We start from the raw sequence: 17,094 nt of genomic DNA, 5'->3' as shown, positions 1-17,094 counted from the left end.
CTGGTACGAGGGGCTCGCTGGTGAGTTACTCTGTTTTCCAGCAAGTCCGAGTGGCGGAATGGCAGACGCGCTAGCTTGAGGTGCTAGTGCCCTTAACGGGCGTGGGGGTTCAAGTCCCCCCTCGGACACGCACACTACCTACACGGGGACTGGTCGTCGCATAGACGGCCAGTTCTTTTGGTTCATAGCGAAGTTGCAGGTTGAGCGCCTGGTAGAGCCGCTCCAGAGCAACGGGCTTCGCTTCGGTCAGCACCGTCCCGAGGTCGCCGAGCGAATCGATCATCGCGTACACCTCCGCTTCGCTCACAGCCTTCTCCTTCGGTGCATTGCCGAGTTCCGCCTTCGCTGCGGCGCGTTCGGCTTGAGCTTGATTGATGACGTCCACCAGGGCAGCCGGGTCAACACCCGATCCGATCGCCGCCTGGTACCGCCTGAGCCGCGCCTCGGCCTCCGCCAACCGTCGTTTCACCGCGTCACGTCCACCGGCGTTCGACCGGCCGTCATCCTGGGACCCGACCAGCGCCGCCACCGTCGCATCAACGTTCTCCGGGTCGAAGAGACGCCCGATCCATCCGTTGATCGCCTCCACGACCGCATCCTCGCGGATGTTGACCGTCTTGGGATGATCCGCGAGTTGGGCGGAGCCGGGCGCCATCGTTCGCGCTGTGCAGCGGTAGTACGCGCCCTTGCGGATCGTGGCCCCCTGCATCTTCCGGTTGCACACGCCACAGCGCACCAGCCCTCGCAACAGATAGGTACGCGCGGTAACCCGACCACCCCGTTCGGACTTGCGGGCGGTAGCGAGACCACCCGCCGCCTTCGACCGCCGCAACAGCTGAGCCTGCGTGAACTCCTCAACGCTCACAATCGCCGGATGCGCCGGTGTCCGCGAACGGACGACCCGATCCGGCGTCGAGCGGCGAAACCTCGTGACATGCCCGGCGGCGACGTCGTCCGAGTCGAGTAGCGACTCGTGCCTGACCCACCGCCCGAAGAACGCGTACCCCGTGTACCGCGGGTTCTCCAGGATCACGCGGACCGAACTGCCCTGCCAACCATCCGCCAGCCGGTGCCGATTCTGGTCCGGTCGCCGCGCCGAGGGACACGGAACGCCGTCCCGGTTCAACTCGTTAGCGATCGCTCGGTCGCCCTTCCCGCTCAGGTACTCAGAGAAGATGCGGCGCACTACCTCCGCCGCCGACTCGTCGATCGCCAGCACTCGCAGCCGGTACCCCTCCGCTGCCTTCCTCGGGTTCGGGTGCGGGCCACCGTCGACCACGACGTACCCGTACGGCGCCCGACCGCCCTGGTGTCGCCCCTCGTTGATCACCTGCGCGTCCATCGCGGCACGGACCCGAGCCTGCACGTGCTGACGCTCCGACTCGCTCATACCCCCGAGCACGCTCATCAGCATCTTGTGCGACGGGTTCCGCGGATCGAACTTCCCACCCAGCTCCGGCACCCACAGCTCAACCCCATAGGCCGCGAACTTCGGTGCGACCAGCGAGAACTGGTTCCCGAACCAACACCGCGTCCCCTCCCCCACCACGACCGCATTCCACCCGCGGGCGGGGTTCTTCAACGCCGCGAGCAACCGCGCCGCCTCTCCCCTGCGCTCCCACGGCACCGACCGCGACTGCCCCACGTCGAAGAACTCCGCCACCACCCGGCCACCGAGCGGCTCGACGAACTTCTGCGCGTTGCTCAACTGCCACCCGTGCGAGGTCTCCGGGTCCTGGTTGTCCTCCGTCGAACACCGGCCATAGAACGCTACGGGCCCCACACCCTCATCAACCGCCTCGACGACCTCCACTCCGAGCAGCTCGTCCAGCGTCGCCCACGGGTTGCTGATTTCAGCAGTCACGGCACCCCCTCTCCCGAGGCGCCTCCAAGACGGGTACCTCGGTCAACTCGACCAGGATCTCCAGCAGTATGCGGCACGCATCCCTGTTCAGAGAAGGCAACTCATCCGGCACTCGCAACGTAAGGTCGTTCCCCCGCAGCTCACGCGGGTTCATCGTTCGCTGTTGATTTCAGCAACGGCGCTACGGAGGTCCGCAGTGAGGTAACCGCGAACACGGCGGACCTCTCCATCGTCCCCAGGCACGTACTGCCGCACCGGCCGACACCCCAGCTCGCCCATCTGCCGTCCGAACGCGGTCGGCTCGACGTCCAGGGCCTCCACCAACTCCGCCGTGGGCACGAACTCGCGTTCGTCCAGCTCGCCGCCGAGGTACTGCAGCACCGACGCCAAGGGCTCCGGTAGCTCGACCTTCGGCACCGAACCCGCGCTGAGCACCTCAACCACCGACGCCGCGTTAACGGCTCCGCTGCTGTCGTCCCCGGCCGCATGACCCGACAGCGTCCCAGCCTGCTCCCGCAGCACGCGCCCGCGAGCGCAGATCTGCTGCCACTCCGGATTGGCCATGTAGTACGTCCGCACCACCAGCGCCAGCGCGTCCGCCCCGGTCTCCCCATCCGGCCGCAGAATCCCCACCCCCTTGTGCGCCGGCAAGAGCGTCGATGCGTCATACCCGCGGGTGTTCATCTGCTCGCCGAGCACGATGTTCGAGTCCCGCCAGTCCATCACCCGCAGCGCGAACCGAGACCCGAGCACCGACCGCAGCCGCGAGGGGATCGTCTGGGAGTCCGGCCGTTGCGTCGCGAGGACGACGACGATCCCAGCCGCCGGCCCTTTCCGTGCCAGATAGGCGAGCAGATCCACAATGTACTCACCGAGCGTCGTCTTCTTCCCGCCCACCAACACCTTCGCCGGATGCTCCAAGAACACCTGAACCTCGTCGATCACCACGGCCGTGATGGGCATGTTCAGCGATGGATCCCGCGAGATCGCGGGAGTGATCTTCGATTCCGGACACACCTCGTCGTCCAAGGCGGACATGCGGGCATACCGGTCCTGCACCTCCGCCACCAGCTCCACGAGGTGGTCGCGCACGGCCTCCACTTCAGTGAGCCCGTCTCCGCAGACGAACCGGTGCGCCACGCCTTCCGCGGCTTTCCAGTCCTTACCGCCCTTGCCGTCGAAGATGTAGAGCCGCGTGTGTGGGTCGAGGATCAGACCAGCGGCTGCGAGGCGTGCCGCCATCGTCTTTCCCTGCCGGGGGATGGCACCCACCAACAACGACGTCCACACCAGCGGCAACTCGACCCGGCGCTGACGCGCGTCCCTGCCGAACGGGATGGGTCGCCACGCGTCCCAGTGCTCGACATCCAGCAACGGCGTCCGCTGCGGCGGACCTCCGTACGGGTCCTCGTCCGCCACCCACAGGAACACCCGGCCCGCATGCCCGCCGACACCCCGCACCCGCTCGACGATCAACTGCACCTCGTCAACGGCCAACGCAGACGCGAGCGCGTCACGATGCTTGATTACGTCCCCCGCCTTGCGCGTCGCGGGAAGGTCCACGGTGATCGCCCATCCCTCGCCGGTCCGCGTGGCCCGCTCCACCAGCCGCAGCGACTCGTCCTTGCCGAGCAGCTTCGCGTCGCGGAAGGCGTCGACCAGCAGTTGCGCGTCCATCGTCCACGCCAGCGCACGAGGCCCGGCCAGCACCGCCTTCCGACCCGGCGACCCGTCCCGCCTCCGTCCGGCGATCGCGAGCGCCACCGTGGCGAGGAAGCCCGCCGCCCACAGCACCACGGTGCCCCACACGAGATCCGCGACCAGCACCACCACCGAGACGGCAGCTACCACAGCAGCGGTCACCTTCCAGCGGAACAGGGTCAGCGCCCGGATCTCCACGAACTTGTCCGCCAGCTTCTCCGACTGCACGGCCGCCTCTCGGTAGTCGTGCACCCGAACCCACCGCCGCCACACCCGCGCCATCACCACGAAACCCCGGCCGACCGCGCCGGCGAACCGGAACGGCGACCGCACCAGCCACCCGACTACCTCCCGCCAATCCCACCGTCGCAGCTTCGGCCGTCGCAGTCGCGGAGTGGCGTCGTCCACCAGCTCCGCCTCGTACACCGGCTCGGCGTGCTCGATCTCCTGGCTCATGACCGCTCACCGGCCTCGGCCCGCAGGGTGGCGGCGAGCTTCGACGACAGCCCGCGCGAGCACCCCGTCACCTCGCGGACCCACGCCGGAGTGATCACGACCTCCGCCGTCAGGGCCGCGCGCGCCGCGTCGAGGTACTCCCCGAACGTCGTCCGAGGCACCGCCCGCTCCGGCTGCCGCGCCGCCGCCACGGCCGCGCCGAGCTTGTCCCGCAGGTCGGTCACGGCCTCGGTCGCCACAAACACCACCAGCGGCGGCACCGAGTGCAGCACGACCAGCGCCGGTGACCGTTCAGCGAACGCCTGCCAGGTGTTCATGACATAGGTGGCGACGAGCGTGAACCACTTCGCCCCGCGCACCCAACCGCCGGTCCGGACACCGTGTCGCGCGGTCACTTGCTCGGCCCGCAGGATCGCCAGCAACACGAGCGACACCATCGGATCAAGTAGCCACGCCCCGAACCAGGGCAGCGACCACGTCCGGGCTCCGGCGGCGGCGAACTGCTGGACGTTGGTCATCGTGAAGGCCAACCCGAGCAGGATGCCCATCCAGCACAACCGGTCCACCTGCCGTGCCACGCGTTCGACATCGTTCACCGGCGACCACCTCGGCGGCGAGTCGGCATTTCGTAGGTGGTCACGGTCAGGGCCCGCGTCAGCGTGTAGGCGGCGAACAGCGCCGGCACCGCCAGGACGGCCAACAGCAGCCACCCCGGACCGACCCGCAGCACGACCACCCACTGCGCACCGACGATGAACCCCGCGGTGACCAGCACCCGCCCTGCCAGCGACACGACCTCACGCGCTCGGCGAGCACCGGAACGCCGCATCGACAACAACACGATGAGCAACCCGACCCCAATCAGGACGTGCGTAGGCGTCACTGGCCCCGCCTCCCCGCACGCTCCCCGCGCCGCAACCAGTGCGGATAGAGCGCGCGCCGGTCCTGCTCACACATCGCGCCCCACACGCCCACGGTCTCCTCACCCGCGGTTCGAAGCTCCAGCTCCAGGCATTCGTCCAGCACAGGGCAGCCCGCGCAGAGACGAGCAGCCAGCTCGCGGTCGTTCCGGGCCTCTGGCGGCTCGTCCGACCAGGCCCAGAAGCACAAGCCATCCCTTCGTACGACGTCGTCGAGCACCCCGGTGGGCACCCACCGCAGCCGGTCCAGGTCCCACGCGAGACTGATCAGACGGAGATCATTCGTCACGCGATCTCCCTGTCCGGCTGCCCGAGCAGCCTGGTCACCGCCGACTCAGGGACCAACGGACGACCATTGCGCCAGGTCGGGCGCAAGGTCCCGCGACGGATCGCCCGGGAGATGTGAGACGGCGGGACACCGAGAATCCACGCCGCGGTGCGAACCGAGTAATAGGTGTTGGCAGACATGAGTGAAGCCCTTCGATAGTTGATTTCGTTGCTGATTTCGACATTCGATGGGCGCGTTCCACCGCGTCAGGGCGCGTCAGATCGCGCTAGGGAGCGGAGCCGCTAACCTCGTCGCCGAGGCGGAGCGCGGAGGAACGGATGGCGGAGGATTGGGCGGCGGTCGCGAAGGCCATCAACGCCCGGGTGAACGAGCTGGGCTGGCTCCAGCGGGAGCTGGCGCAACGCTCGCACGTCTCGCAGGCCGTGGTCCGGGAGATCCAGCACCACGTCGTGGAGCGCCGGCGCAGTCCGCGCACGCTGGAGTCCCTGTCCGTCGCGCTCGGCTGGCACCCGCAGCACCTCGACGCCGTGCTGCACGGCCGTCGCCCGCCCAAGCCCGCCGATCCCGTGGTGGACCACGGGGACACGGTCTGGTCGAGAGTGGACGGGTTGGAGCGCCGGCTGGACGAGATCACCGACCGGCTCGACGACCTCCAAGCGACCCTGTCGCAGGTGCTCGATCACGTCCGGCGTGAGCGGTAGAGCTGATTTCCTTTGCATGCCAGTAATTCCACTGCGAAACCGGCTCCGGCCCCAGGCACGTCCAGTGCAGGTCGAATGCAGGACCACTGCAGGTTGGGGGAACGGTGAATCCGGCAACCGGCTGGACCGGGCGGACGGCGTGCGCACTCCAGGCTGCGCTACGACTGAGCAACGAAGGGTTCGCCGAGCACCTCGGCATCGGTGTGCGGACCGTCGCGGCCTGGCATCAGAAACCGGACCTGCGCCCGAAGTCCGAGATGCAGCAGCTTTTGGACACCGCGCTGGACCAGGCCCCGGCCGCCGTCAAGGACCGATTCGCCGCACTCACCGGCGACGCCGAGCCGGTTGACGACAGGGTGGTCTCCGACCCGAACATCACGGCCGCGCTGGAATGGCTCGACGAGCACGCGGGGTGGGAGCCCGGCACAGCTCGCCGAGAAGTCTCGCGTCGCCTGTCCGGACTCGATCTCCGTCAGCTACAGGACCGCGGGACGCGCCGGAGCCGGGTCAATCAGCGCGAGGTGGCCGACGCCCTTCAGCAGTACTACCCCGACCGGCCCGACGACTACGGCTGCTACTCCGCGCGGGTCGACGGCACCGAGATCACGACGAGCATCCTCACACGCCCAGCCTGGCTCGACCTCAACAGTCCACTCGGCGCTGAACAGCTCCGCCTGACCTCCGGTGTTCCCGACAGTCCAGCCCTCCTCGATGCCGAAGCGGCAGGGCGCGCCGCACAGCGCCTCGCCGAGGGCCTCGCGCTGGGCACCAAGCTCGTGAACATGCCCCTGTACCGCCTGCTCGGCATCGACACCGAAAGCAGCATCAACGGTGCACTCGGCGTGAGCCACTTCGTGCACTACGCGCTGACGATGGACCTGCTCGAAGCCGAACTCATCGACGCGCTGGCTTCCGGCGCGGGTTCACTGCCGCTGCGGGACAGGCATCTCCCCAGCGTCGCCACCGTCCTCGACCTGTCCGGCCGGCTCTGCGCGGGCGGCACGCTGGCGCTGTGCGCGTTCGCCCGGCCCGCGGACCCGTTCCGTGGACCGGCGGACTACGTGCTACTCGTTCAGGAACGCTCGGGGCATGTCGTGAACGCCGCCCGGCGGCTCGCGGTCATCCCGAAGGGCTTTCACCAGCCGGTCACGGACTACCGCGCGGACGCGAAGATCGCGGCTACTCTGCGCCGTGAGATGGAAGAGGAACTGTTCGGGCGCGACGACATCGACAACACGGTGGGCCACCAGCGCGCCGCGGACCCGATGCACCCCAGCAGGATGTCCGAGCCGATGCGCTGGCTCACCGCCGAACCAGGCCGGTTGCGCATGGAGTGCACGGCGGTCGGCCTGAACCTCGTGTCCGGCAACTACGAGGTCCCGGCCTTGATCGTGGTCGACGATGAGGAGTTCTGGACGCGGTACGGCGGCGTGATCGAGGCGAACTGGGAATCGTCGACGTTGCGGCAGTATTCGACCCTCGACCGGGACCTCCTGACGGACCTGGCCGGGGATGTAGCGTGGAGCAACGAAGGACTGTTCGCGTTGCTCGAAGGCCTGCGGCGGCTCAACCAGATCGGCGGCGATCGGGTGAACCTGCCGACGATCGAATGGGAGACACGGTAGGTGGGTGCCAACTGGTACAGCGGCAACGCCAACGACGACGCGCCCGCCAACCGCGGCTGGCTGCTCGGCCACTTCATCCAGCCCGCCGACGACGTCCGCGCGACGAAGGACGTCGAGGTGAAGTGGGGCATTCACCCCGCTGGCGACAAGCGCGCCGGATGGACGTCCGACGACCAGCGCACGACGCTTCTGCTCATGGTGGAGGGCACGTTCCGCCTCGACCTCACCGAAGGCAGCGTGACCCTGCATCGGCAGGGCGATTACGTGATGTGGGGCCCCGGCATCGACCACTCCTGGGAAGCGCTCGCCGACTCCGTCGTGATCACCGTTCGGTGGCCGTCAGCGGCGTGACGTCCGGGAGTCGTACGCGCTCTCCCCCGATGTCACCCAGCCGCCGAAACCCTTGCAGCAGCGCGAAAAGCCCCTCATTGCTCCAGCGCTCGTCCGCGACCAACTCGGCGTTCAGCTCGTAGTCCAGGCTTGAGTACACGGTGAGCCCGGCGGCTTCCCAGTTCGCCTCGATGTGCCCGCCATACCGGGCCCAGAACTCCTCGTCGTCGATCACAATGAGCCCGGCGAACTCGTAGTTCCCACTCACCAGGTTCAGCCCGAAACCCGTGCACTCCATCCGCAGCCTGTCCGGCTCGTCGAGCAACCACCGCATCGGCTCGGACAGCCGACTCGGGTGCATCGGCGCGGCCACCCGCTGCGCGCCGGTGCTGTCCACCTCGACGCGGCCGAACAGCTCCTCCTCCATCTCGCGGAGCAAGGTGGCTCGAATCGAGACGTCGCCACTCGGGTCCCGCAGCGGCTGGTGGAACGCCTTCGGGATCACCGACAGCCGTCGTGCCATGTTGAGCACCTGGTCGGATCGCTGCTGGACGAGCAGCGCATAGTCGGGACCCCGTTCCCCACTCGCCGGCCGCGCGATGGCGCACAGCGCGAGCGCTCCTCCAGCACAGAGCCGGTTGGGCAGGTCGAAGACCGCTTCGACGTCGGGTAAGAGGCTCTCCCGCAGCGGAAGGTCGCCACGCTCCCCCGCCGCGAGAGCGTCGAGCAACTCACCCTCCAGCAGGTCCGCGGTCAGCGCGTAGTCCACGAACGAGGTCAAGCCGAGCGTCCCGGTGAGCCCGCTCGGCTGAGGATCGACGTCGAGCAGCTGGTACAACGGCGCGTCCGCCATCCGAACGCCCGGCTCCCGCGCGTCTTCGAACCGCTCGCTGTCTCTCGCCGGCCCGGAGATCAGCCGCAGCCCCTTACCGCCGGGAACCAGCAGGCAGCCAAGGTCCAACCACCCGGGCATCCCCACAATGCTGGTCACCAGCTCCGTCCCGGCGCACCGGAACCGGTAGGTGTCAGCCCCGTAGTAGTGGCGAAGCGCCTCCGCGATGTCGGGCCGCCCCACGCGAGCCCGCCTCACGCGCCGGTCGCTCACCTCGTGAGCCGTGGGCCGATCCGGCGGCGGCGCCAGCAGCTCCTCGATACCGACGCCGAAAATCCGCTCCAGCAACCGCGCCGTCGCCGGACGCGGCTGCCCCACCGGCGCTCCGTTCTCTCCGTGCCCGGCCACCAGCCGCCGCAGGTGCCGGTGGCTCAAGGTCCCCGGCTCGCCATGCTCGCGCGCGAACACCTCCGCGAACTCGACGAACTCCTCCAACGTCAGCCGACGCTCCCGGATCTTCTGCTCCAGGAGCGTCCTGTACCGCGTACCTGATTGGAGCTGAGCCGAGGCTGATCTACGCATGATTTCATCATGCCATCCGCCCCGGCCCTCGCCGATCACTTGCCACCAGGTGTCCCGTCCCGGTGCGTCGTCGTCCCGCTGAAAACCGGGTTCCCACAGGCTCATCGGGACAGGTTGCCGGAACCCGTCCCAGCGCTTCTGAGCAGCATCTCCGCAGCTCAAAGCCCTACTCAACCCGTCCCGCCTGCTGTCCCGCCGCGACACTGGCTGGGACGGGTCCGGACGTGGCGCGTCCCGCGACGCCCCGCCGTTATGGCCGCGCTATGGCACGGCTGTGTCCTGTTATCCGCGTCCCGCCGCCGAGAGGCTGACAGCACCGCTGCCAGCCCAGACCGGAAGGACAACAGCATGGCCAACACCGCTCCCGGTTCCCCCTCGCCTCGCCGCTCCACGGCGTACCGGTACGGGCGGCCGGCGTGACACACCTCCTGTCTTTCGCGGCCACGTTCCTCGGGCCGCCGCTCACTTATCTGCTTCTCTTGGTGCTCCGCCACCGGCTCACAGCGCGCCGGCAGCCCGAGCTCGGCGACGACCATCTCACAGTCGCCGATCTTCGCGCCCGGCTTGCGGTCGACCGTGCGACCTCGAAGCCCCCTGCCCTACGGGCTCGCCAATGCACCGAGCCACCCGCCGTCGGCAGACAGTGGCCGCACCTCGACCCGGACGCCGCTGCCCCACGCCGCTCGCTCGGATTGGGCGAGCAGGAAATCCACGGCACCGCACGCTCGCGCTCCAACAAGACACACCTCCCGCTCAACTAGCCCAGATTCACCGACCACAACGCGCGCCCCGGGAGCAAGCCGTGACCGACTTCGAACCCCACGACGCCGCCGGCTACCTGTACGAACAGATGTGCCAACACCTGGCCGCCCGCATCGGAGCCGGGGAACTGGAACCGCATACACCACTGCCAGCAGAACGCCAACTGGCCGCCGAGTACAGGGTCTCCCTCGGCACAGCTCGCCACGCCACGCGGCTCCTGCGCTTCCGCGGCCTGGTGGTGACGATCCCAGCTAAGGGCACCTACATCACGGACGCGAAGTACCGGACCGGCACCGGCTCCGCTGAAGGAGAGGACTGAACCCCCGTGAACGACGCCACCCACCAGCTCCGCCGTATTGATCAAGCCATCGACGCCGAACTCATTCCGCTGGCGGGGCGCATCGACGACGGCAGGCTCGCCATCGACCAGGCTGCCCGGATCGCCTGCCACCTCCTCGAAGCCGGCATCTCCGTCTTCGCGGACGTGCCCTACATCGACACCAGCGAGTCGAAGCCGCCGTCCGGCCCGTCATCGTCGCCGTCACCCAACGGCTGCGGGTTCCGAATGAAGCAGCGCGCGAAGGGTGCATCGCCACCGGCACGGCCACGACTGAAACCTTTCGCAAAGGCCTCCCGCCACAGTAACATCGTTTTGATTCACAAACGCCCTGTTCAAGAAGCGTTGTCCCCGCGCGAGCGTGGGTGGTCGCCGGCGTCGCCACAGCGGGCTGCGGCGCGCCGGGTTGTCCCCGCGCGAGCGTGGGTGGTCGTACCTGCTGAAAGTCACCGACGAGCAGGTGCTGTTGTCGCCGCGCGAGCGTGGGTGGTCCGTCGCCGGGGCCTTCCAGAACTGGGCGGCCTGGCGCTCCCGGCGCGACCTGCTGTCCGCGCTGGCACCGTCCACACCCGCACCGGCTCAGACTCGGTCGAATGGATGCAGACCACCCGCCCCGGCGCACTCCGCTTGGCGGGCCACGTCGTGGCCCTGCAAGACACCCTGGCCTCGATGCGTCGTCTGGCGTGCTCGATATGGCCGCAGTTATCAATTAGACGGCGGCCGGTCCGCGTCACACGGCTGTGGGCGGCGGATCCACTTCCTTTCGTCGGCGCCGCTCCCCAGTTTCATCCGATGAACAGGGCCACTTAAGCGGCCCGGTGCGAACCTCCGAGGGGGTGGGGCCCGCTGGGGCCGCGATCGTGAGCGATGGAGTCGCTTGGATCATCTCTGACTCCAGCCGGTACCGGCCGGAGTCAGCCCGTCCCCAACAACCGGAATGGTTCCTGGTTGCCTGCCCCGCATGCCCTCCGGGCGAAGGGTTGGGACAGCTACCAGGTTACCCGCCCCCAACACCGAAAGCGCGTCGTATTGGCCGGTCAGCGACCCGGGGTCCTGTCCCGTTCCGCCGTCCTTCGCCCGGGATAGCCAGGACGGGATACCCGGCGGTAGAGGCCCGGCGCTCTTTGCGTCCGTGCCGCGTGCCAGAAATGTCGGTGCCCCGTCGTATGGTGAGCCAACTCGTCCGGAACGTGCTTCATCCTCGGGACAGTGTTGTCCCTGACATACGACGCCGCTCCGGCAGTTGCTACCTACCGACGATCGAGGATGCTCCATGGACTTGACGAACGCTTTCGACGAACTACAGCGCAACGTGAACGCTGACATCGACCAGGTCACGCTCGCCCGCGACCGCCGCGACATCTTTAAAAAGGCGTTCAAAGGCGAGGATGACGTCTTGGAAGTCTTCGGCTCGGGCTCCTTGGCCCGCAGCACCCAGCTCAGACCTGTGCACGACGTCGATCTAATCGTTGTCTTCGACGGGGACAAACACCCTGGATGGGGGGCGCCAGGTACGTCGGCAGAAGACGCGCTGGGCCATGCACAGGACCGAGTGAAGGCACTGCTCGGTATGGCCGACGGGCGTGTCGATCAGCTCGTTCGATTGGCGAAGCCGCGTGACAGAGCAGTCAAGTGCTTCATCGACCCACCGGAGCAAGACGACGCATTCACCGTCGACGTCATGCCGGTGCTCCGCCAGCCGGACGAAACTCTCTTGCTCCCGAGCAAACGGAACAAGCAGTGGAATACGGCCGACCCCGAGTACTTAATCAAGGAAGTGGCTGCGCAACAGCGCAAGTGGGCGTTCTTTCGACCGTTGGTCCGCGTGCTTAAACATTGGCGCCTCGGGGTGCCGACAAAGGTGAAGTCTCTCGTGATCGAGGTACTCGCGCTCCAGTGCCTCCCGACCGAGGGAAATCGGCAGAATGCGTTAAAGTCCTTCTTTACCTCAAGCGCCGTTGAAGTCGGCTACGGCGTTGAAGACCCCGCCAAGCGCTGCGGCCCCATTCAACCAGATCTTGACATCTCAATTCTTCGCACCGCACTGGAGGAAGCGCGGAATCTCGCCGAGCTGGCATGTGCTGCGGCTGCTGATGGCAAGACCGACGAGGCCGGAATGTACTGGCGCGATATCTTCGGCGACGATTTTCCAGAATCATCTTCAGAAAATCACGTAGGTGCCGCCGCGTCAGCAGCTGTAGTCACCCCGAGGGTAGTCAAGGACGCACCTCAGGGATGAGTGAAGTTGTTGCGGCGAGACATAAGCCGGAGATGTGGTGGGAATGCGAGCCTCGGCGCCTGGAGCGAGACAAAGGCGAGATCGCCGAGTGCTGCTCAGACCTGAAGTGGATCCCGCAAGATGCGGGCCGCTGGGAAGGCCGACTTCCACTGTGGCCATTTGCGCGGCCCGAGCCAGCAAGCCTGCGTCAACTGCTCGGCAAGGATGGGATGCCCGTGATCGTCAGGTACAGCCAGGCGTACCCGATGGTTCCCCCCGCGATTTACCCTCTATCGCCCGAGCCGGATCTCATTGAGTACACGCAGACACGCTTCCACGTTATGGGCGACGGGAGCCTGTGTCTCCTCCAGGACGATTACACCTGGACCGGTCGTGAATCTATCGTTGACTTGCTCATGAAAGCTGCCGGATGGAGGGTCGAATACGCTCTAGTGAAGAGTGGGCTCGTCAACGCGATGACAATCAACGGCATTGTGTCTGATCCGTCGCGAGACCACCTGATTGAACAAGCAGCTCAGCTGACATCCAACTGGAACAAGTAGTGAAAAGACTTCTCTTACTGGTACCCCATAACGCCGCGAGCCGTATTCGCAATGGCGGATCATGGGGGAAAATTACATACCGCATTTCCGACGCCGACAACGTGGGCGCCATCATCGCCTTATCGATCGGTAATGGCCCGGTCATACCGACGCCACTCGAACCAAAAAACCACTTTCTATGTAGCGGCGATACCTGCTCGGGGCAACTATGGTATCGAGCCGATCCGGACTTGCACGCCATGTGGTGGAATGCGCGTCGACTGAACAAGGCATGCCAGCTTGAAGCGTTTAAGAATTGCATAGCTGGAGGTTGGCGGAACCCGCCTTCCACTGGGTCCTACCTGGCATTGACATTCTCGCCGGACGCGCCTGCCAAGTTCCCGGACGTCGATATCACGGAATTCGCGGCATGGTTGGTCACTGCCGAAGGAGTGACACCGGTCGCCGTCGAGGTCCAGTCATCGAAAGTCGGGATGGCGCAGCTCTCAGCGACTTGGCCAACCAAGACGATGTCGGAGATTTCAGTGCTGGTGATAGGGCTCGGCAGCATCGGCGGGGCGGCCGCGCATGCCTTGGCAGAGTACGGCGTCGGCACCTTGAGACTACTCGATCCGGATAGGCTGCTTGCCCACAATTTGGTTCGCCACGTCGGTCCGCCGGAGGGCGTGGGGCGACTCAAAGTTGATGTAATCAAGCAGCAGTTGGCTGCCCTACGCGCCGATACCGTTGTCGAAACACATCCTTGGGATGTCATCGAGAGCGCTCACCTCGTACGGGGATTACTACTTTCTGTCGACCTCGTCCTTTGTGCGGCGGACGGTGTCGCGGCTCGGAGGGTCGTGAGTCATCTCGCCAGGCGCGCGAAGAAGGACGCGGTCCTCGCTTGCGTGCTAGCGGATGGCAGCTTCGGCGAAGTTATCAGGTTGCGACCCTGGCACGATCATGGTTGCCTCGTCTGCCGCCGAGCGACGCTAGCTGACAAAGGCGGTATCGATCCGGAACCCGGATTGGACGCCGGCTACGGAACCGGCACCACCCACCGACCGATGACCGCAGTCGGCGGAGACCTGCATCTGCTTGGACGGCTCGCGGCGAAAACTGCTGTGGCGACGGTCCTCGAACGCCGCGGGCACACCGACCAGAAGTTGCCCGGTGAACACTTACTGCTTGCGCTTCGCCCGGAGATCGGATGGGCACCTCCTTTCGATCTGACACGCAACGGCGAGACCCGGTGGTTACCGCATACTCCACCGAGACCCGGTTGCCCCACCTGTGAGCCAGCATGAGCCCGGACTACCGCACCCGTGTCCGAAGCATCAACCTCCACACAGCGGCGGTGACGACGATCCTCCGCGTCGTCGATGACGACAACGATGGGTGCGAAACCGGCGGAATTTTGCTTGGCAGTGTAACCAGCGATCATGCGGATGTTCGGCACGTCGGTGGACCTGGCCCCGCAGCCATCCGCACTTCAGACTCTTTCATGCGCGACCGCACATATGCGCAGAAACTCGCAGACTATGTGTACGACCTCGACCGCAGCATCTGGATCGGCGAATGGCATACCCATCCGAGCGCGCAGCCCATCCCCAGCGACCGTGACTTTCAAACCTATCGCACCCTACTTTGCGATCCCGAACTTGAATTCAATGTTTTCATCGCGTTGATCGTCGGACGACTATCGCCCGGATCGCTTACTACACATCTCGTTGGCTGGGTCTGTACAACCGGGCGACTCATGGCCGCGCCTGTTCACGTGAAGAACCTAACCGCATTCGACGAAACTTGATCCTGTCCCTACGTCACAATCTCGACATTTCACAAATCCCCGAGATCACGGAAAGAAGCTGACATGTCTTCCTTACCCTCGCCTAGCCGAAGCGGGGTGCGTATTGCTGGCGACCTATACCAATGGCTGTTGGCATGGCAGGGCTGCATACAGATATTACGAGACGCCAATGTGCACTCCCTCAATCCCGTTGTCTGCGTGGGCGTCGAGGTGGACGGCGTAGGCAACCTGGACGACATTGTTCGATACCGTACCCGGCCACCCCATCATTTTGCGCAGGTCAAATACACCGTTGACAGCACTAGTCCCATCAATGAAAGCTACCTTTTGACACCCAGCACCAAGAACGCAAAGCCTCTTCTCGCTAAGATCGTCGCGGCTTGGCGCAGACTTATCGAAACCGACGAACCCTTCGAAATGAGCCTCATCACCAATCGCGCACCCGATCCCGACGACCCTCTACTGGCACTCCGCGATTCGCGAACGCAGCTTTTGATGCCGAGAGCAGGAGAAAAAGGACCGAGTTCAACAATCGGACGAGCGCGCCGACGTTGGGCTCAAGCAGCTGGAGTTGACGAAATTACTCTCCTTCGCGTTTTCGAGGACCTTCGCTTCGACCTGGCTCGCGATCCTGCACACGTACTTGAGCTTACGCAGTACCTCATGGCCGCGACGGGCTTGCGACACGACGACGCGGCGGTTAACGCTGGAGTTTCCTGGGTCGGTCAGCAGGTGCGCGATGGGCACCGCGAGCTCACGGCCGAAATCGTCCGCGAGGCAATCTCTAAGCTCGACCTGCTGGCCGGTCCAGCTCGGGCGATCCTGTCGATCGCAACTCTCAAGCCCGATCCACTCCGCGAGGAAGCCGACTATGCCCTCGACTGGGCTGACCGCTTCCAGGGAGACACCGCCTACTCAAAACGGCGCCCTGCCCCTCCCGCCGGTTGGGACCAACTACAGAGGGATATCGAGGCCGCCCCCGGTCAGCTTCCTCGCGGCACCCCCTCCGTAGCCATCACAGGAAGCATCAGGCTTGCGCCAGCCTTTCTCGTTGGGACCGCATTTCGGATGGTCACTGGGGCCGACCTAGCCGTACTCCAGCGAGGTCAGTTATGGTCCACTAACGACCGCTACGGTACCCCGCTGCGTCCTATGGAAGATGACATCCGTCTGGACCAAGGACCCGATCTCGCGGTCGGCGTGGCGATCGCGGCCGACCTGACCGCGGACGTTGTCGAATTCCTCCGGATGCAAGAGATCCCGGCCGAGCGCCTTCTGATTCTCCGTCCGCCTGGGGGAACTGCGGACAATTCGATCCCCGACGCCGCAACAGCGAACGCACTCGCCATCGGTATTCGTGATGCGATACGCCGCGCCAGTCGCACCGCGTCACGTATTCACCTCTTCATGGCGGCGCCCATGGGTCTCGCACTCATGCTTGGGCATCGCTGGAATCGCATACGACCAACTACCGTGTACGAAGATATCTCAATCAGCCCAGTGTATGAGGCGGCATTCGAGGTCGATGCCTAGGGCATTTCCCAGCCACGTCTGCCGGAATGTCGGGCTCGCAGCTGGCTGTCATGGATTCTGGCTCGACCGCGCAACACGTGCGTACCGGTACGACTTCCACCGTAAAACGCCCGAGTGCAGGTGAAGCCGTGTGGTTAGTGCACACATCCCCCCCTCGGACACGCACACCACCTACACGGGGACTGGTCGTCGCATAGACGGCCAGTTCTTTTGGTGCGTAGCGAAGTTGCAGGTTGAGCGCCCGGTAGAGCCGCTCCAGAGCAACGGGCTTCGCTTCGGTCAGCATCGTCCCGAGATCGCCGAGCGAATCGGTCATCGCGTACACCTCCGCTTCGCTCACAGCCGTCCCCTTCGGTGCATTGCCGAGTTCAGCCTTCGCGGCGGCACGTTCGGCTTGAGCCTGACTGATGACGTCCACCAGGGCCGCCGGGTCGACACCCGATCCGATCGCCGCCTGGTACCGGCCCGCAACCGCCAGGCGATCATGTTTAGTCCACACAACCGATCATGATCAACTGGCGGCCGCACCCATCTCCGACACCCCCACCAGCCCCGATCACGAAGTCCGACTGGAGTAATAAGCAGTGTCAGT

At 65.7% G+C, this 17,094-nt stretch carries 17 protein-coding genes and 1 tRNA gene; 11 read left to right on the top strand and 7 right to left on the bottom strand.

What is annotated here, in order from left to right; translation table 11 throughout:
• Positions 1–44: 44 nt before the first annotated feature.
• Positions 45–128 (top strand) — tRNA-Leu (locus LWP59_RS18555).
• On the opposite strand, the gene LWP59_RS18550 is transcribed toward LWP59_RS18555, so the two are convergent.
• From LWP59_RS18550 to LWP59_RS18530, 5 genes are all read right to left on the bottom strand, one after another.
• Entirely contained in the window at positions 110–1,864 is a 1,755-nt protein-coding gene (locus tag LWP59_RS18550; protein WP_144641788.1) for a recombinase family protein, read from the bottom strand. The two genes, LWP59_RS18555 and LWP59_RS18550, sit on opposite strands and share 19 nt — an antisense overlap.
• Before the next feature lie 150 nt (positions 1,865–2,014).
• Positions 2,015–4,021 carry an FtsK/SpoIIIE domain-containing protein gene (locus LWP59_RS18545; protein ID WP_144641787.1) on the bottom strand — a complete coding sequence of 669 codons (2,007 nt, stop codon included), beginning with the start codon at positions 4,019–4,021 and terminating at the stop codon, positions 2,015–2,017.
• Positions 4,018–4,569, bottom strand: a complete 552-nt coding sequence (locus LWP59_RS18540) for a hypothetical protein (protein WP_144641816.1) — start codon at positions 4,567–4,569, stop codon at positions 4,018–4,020. Before LWP59_RS18540 ends, LWP59_RS18545 begins: the two co-directional genes overlap by 4 nt.
• A 44-nt stretch (positions 4,570–4,613) precedes the next feature.
• Positions 4,614–4,850, bottom strand: a complete 237-nt coding sequence (locus LWP59_RS18535) for a hypothetical protein (protein ID WP_229857564.1) — start codon at positions 4,848–4,850, stop codon at positions 4,614–4,616.
• A gap of 50 nt (positions 4,851–4,900) precedes the next feature.
• Positions 4,901–5,230: a WhiB family transcriptional regulator gene (locus LWP59_RS18530; protein WP_144641785.1), complete on the bottom strand. Its 330-nt coding sequence runs from the start codon at positions 5,228–5,230 to the stop codon at positions 4,901–4,903.
• Positions 5,231–5,547: 317 nt separating this feature from the next.
• Between LWP59_RS18530 and LWP59_RS18525 the strand changes: the two genes are divergently transcribed.
• The 3 genes from LWP59_RS18525 (at position 5,548) to LWP59_RS18515 (ending at position 7,907) form a co-directional block, all read left to right on the top strand.
• Entirely contained in the window at positions 5,548–5,931 is a 384-nt protein-coding gene (locus LWP59_RS18525) for an XRE family transcriptional regulator (protein WP_144641784.1), read from the top strand.
• Between the two features lie 104 nt (positions 5,932–6,035).
• Positions 6,036–7,556 (top strand): transcriptional regulator, encoded by a 1,521-nt coding sequence (locus tag LWP59_RS18520; protein WP_144641783.1) that lies wholly within the window; start codon positions 6,036–6,038, stop codon positions 7,554–7,556.
• The gene (locus tag LWP59_RS18515) at positions 7,557–7,907 is read left to right on the top strand and encodes a signal peptidase I (protein ID WP_144641782.1); all 351 of its coding nucleotides are present in this window, start codon (positions 7,557–7,559) and stop codon (positions 7,905–7,907) included.
• Here LWP59_RS18515 and LWP59_RS18510 read toward each other — a convergent pair.
• Positions 7,879–9,300: a transcriptional regulator gene (locus LWP59_RS18510; RefSeq protein ID WP_144641781.1), complete on the bottom strand. Its 1,422-nt coding sequence runs from the start codon at positions 9,298–9,300 to the stop codon at positions 7,879–7,881. The genes LWP59_RS18515 and LWP59_RS18510 overlap by 29 nt on opposite strands.
• A gap of 802 nt (positions 9,301–10,102) precedes the next feature.
• Here LWP59_RS18510 and LWP59_RS18505 point away from each other — a divergent pair.
• The 7 genes from LWP59_RS18505 to LWP59_RS18480 all read left to right on the top strand — a co-directional run bounded on the left by LWP59_RS18505 (position 10,103) and on the right by LWP59_RS18480 (position 16,502).
• Positions 10,103–10,381: a winged helix-turn-helix domain-containing protein gene (locus LWP59_RS18505; RefSeq protein WP_308431708.1), complete on the top strand. Its 279-nt coding sequence runs from the start codon at positions 10,103–10,105 to the stop codon at positions 10,379–10,381.
• 6 nt (positions 10,382–10,387) lie between these two features.
• Positions 10,388–11,209, top strand: a complete 822-nt coding sequence (locus LWP59_RS41070; protein WP_407653124.1) for a hypothetical protein — start codon at positions 10,388–10,390, stop codon at positions 11,207–11,209.
• Between the two features lie 463 nt (positions 11,210–11,672).
• A complete protein-coding gene (locus LWP59_RS18500) occupies positions 11,673–12,638 on the top strand; it encodes an SMODS domain-containing nucleotidyltransferase (RefSeq protein WP_144641780.1) in 966 nt (321 codons plus the stop codon).
• Complete coding sequence (locus LWP59_RS18495) at positions 12,635–13,180, top strand: ubiquitin-conjugating enzyme family protein (RefSeq protein ID WP_144641779.1); 546 nt, start codon at positions 12,635–12,637, stop codon at positions 13,178–13,180. The genes LWP59_RS18500 and LWP59_RS18495 overlap by 4 nt, the downstream gene beginning before the upstream one ends.
• A 101-nt stretch (positions 13,181–13,281) precedes the next feature.
• On the top strand, positions 13,282–14,466 hold the full coding sequence (locus LWP59_RS18490) for a ThiF family adenylyltransferase (RefSeq protein ID WP_222425620.1): 1,185 nt from the start codon (positions 13,282–13,284) through the stop codon (positions 14,464–14,466).
• Positions 14,463–14,969 (top strand): Mov34/MPN/PAD-1 family protein, encoded by a 507-nt coding sequence (locus LWP59_RS18485; RefSeq protein WP_144641777.1) that lies wholly within the window; start codon positions 14,463–14,465, stop codon positions 14,967–14,969. Before LWP59_RS18490 ends, LWP59_RS18485 begins: the two co-directional genes overlap by 4 nt.
• A gap of 198 nt (positions 14,970–15,167) precedes the next feature.
• Positions 15,168–16,502, top strand: coding sequence for an SAVED domain-containing protein (locus tag LWP59_RS18480; RefSeq protein WP_229857554.1), 1,335 nt, complete (start codon positions 15,168–15,170; stop codon positions 16,500–16,502).
• Here LWP59_RS18480 and LWP59_RS18475 read toward each other — a convergent pair.
• The gene (locus LWP59_RS18475) at positions 16,462–17,001 is read right to left on the bottom strand and encodes a hypothetical protein (RefSeq protein WP_144641775.1); all 540 of its coding nucleotides are present in this window, start codon (positions 16,999–17,001) and stop codon (positions 16,462–16,464) included. The genes LWP59_RS18480 and LWP59_RS18475 overlap by 41 nt on opposite strands.
• Positions 17,002–17,094 lie beyond the last annotated feature (93 nt).

It is taken from the genome of Amycolatopsis acidiphila (assembly GCF_021391495.1).
In the GTDB taxonomy this organism is placed as follows: Bacteria; Actinomycetota; Actinomycetes; order Mycobacteriales; family Pseudonocardiaceae; genus Amycolatopsis_E; species Amycolatopsis_E acidiphila.
The sequence above is the reverse complement of the archived record's forward strand: the minus strand, read 5'-3'. Positions and strand labels throughout refer to the sequence as shown.

Coding starts and splice junctions, on each gene's coding strand:
- LWP59_RS18545 (WP_144641787.1), bottom strand. CDS start 4,021: ATGAGCCAGGAGATCGAGCACGCCGAGCCGGTGTACGAGGCGGAGCTG.
- LWP59_RS18540 (WP_144641816.1), bottom strand. CDS start 4,569: ATGGGCATCCTGCTCGGGTTGGCCTTCACGATGACCAACGTCCAGCAG.
- LWP59_RS18535 (WP_229857564.1), bottom strand. CDS start 4,850: ATGCGGCGTTCCGGTGCTCGCCGAGCGCGTGAGGTCGTGTCGCTGGCA.
- LWP59_RS18525 (WP_144641784.1), top strand. CDS start 5,548: ATGGCGGAGGATTGGGCGGCGGTCGCGAAGGCCATCAACGCCCGGGTG.
- LWP59_RS18510 (WP_144641781.1), bottom strand. CDS start 9,300: ATGCGTAGATCAGCCTCGGCTCAGCTCCAATCAGGTACGCGGTACAGG.
- LWP59_RS18500 (WP_144641780.1), top strand. CDS start 11,673: ATGGACTTGACGAACGCTTTCGACGAACTACAGCGCAACGTGAACGCT.
- LWP59_RS18495 (WP_144641779.1), top strand. CDS start 12,635: ATGAGTGAAGTTGTTGCGGCGAGACATAAGCCGGAGATGTGGTGGGAA.
- LWP59_RS18485 (WP_144641777.1), top strand. CDS start 14,463: ATGAGCCCGGACTACCGCACCCGTGTCCGAAGCATCAACCTCCACACA.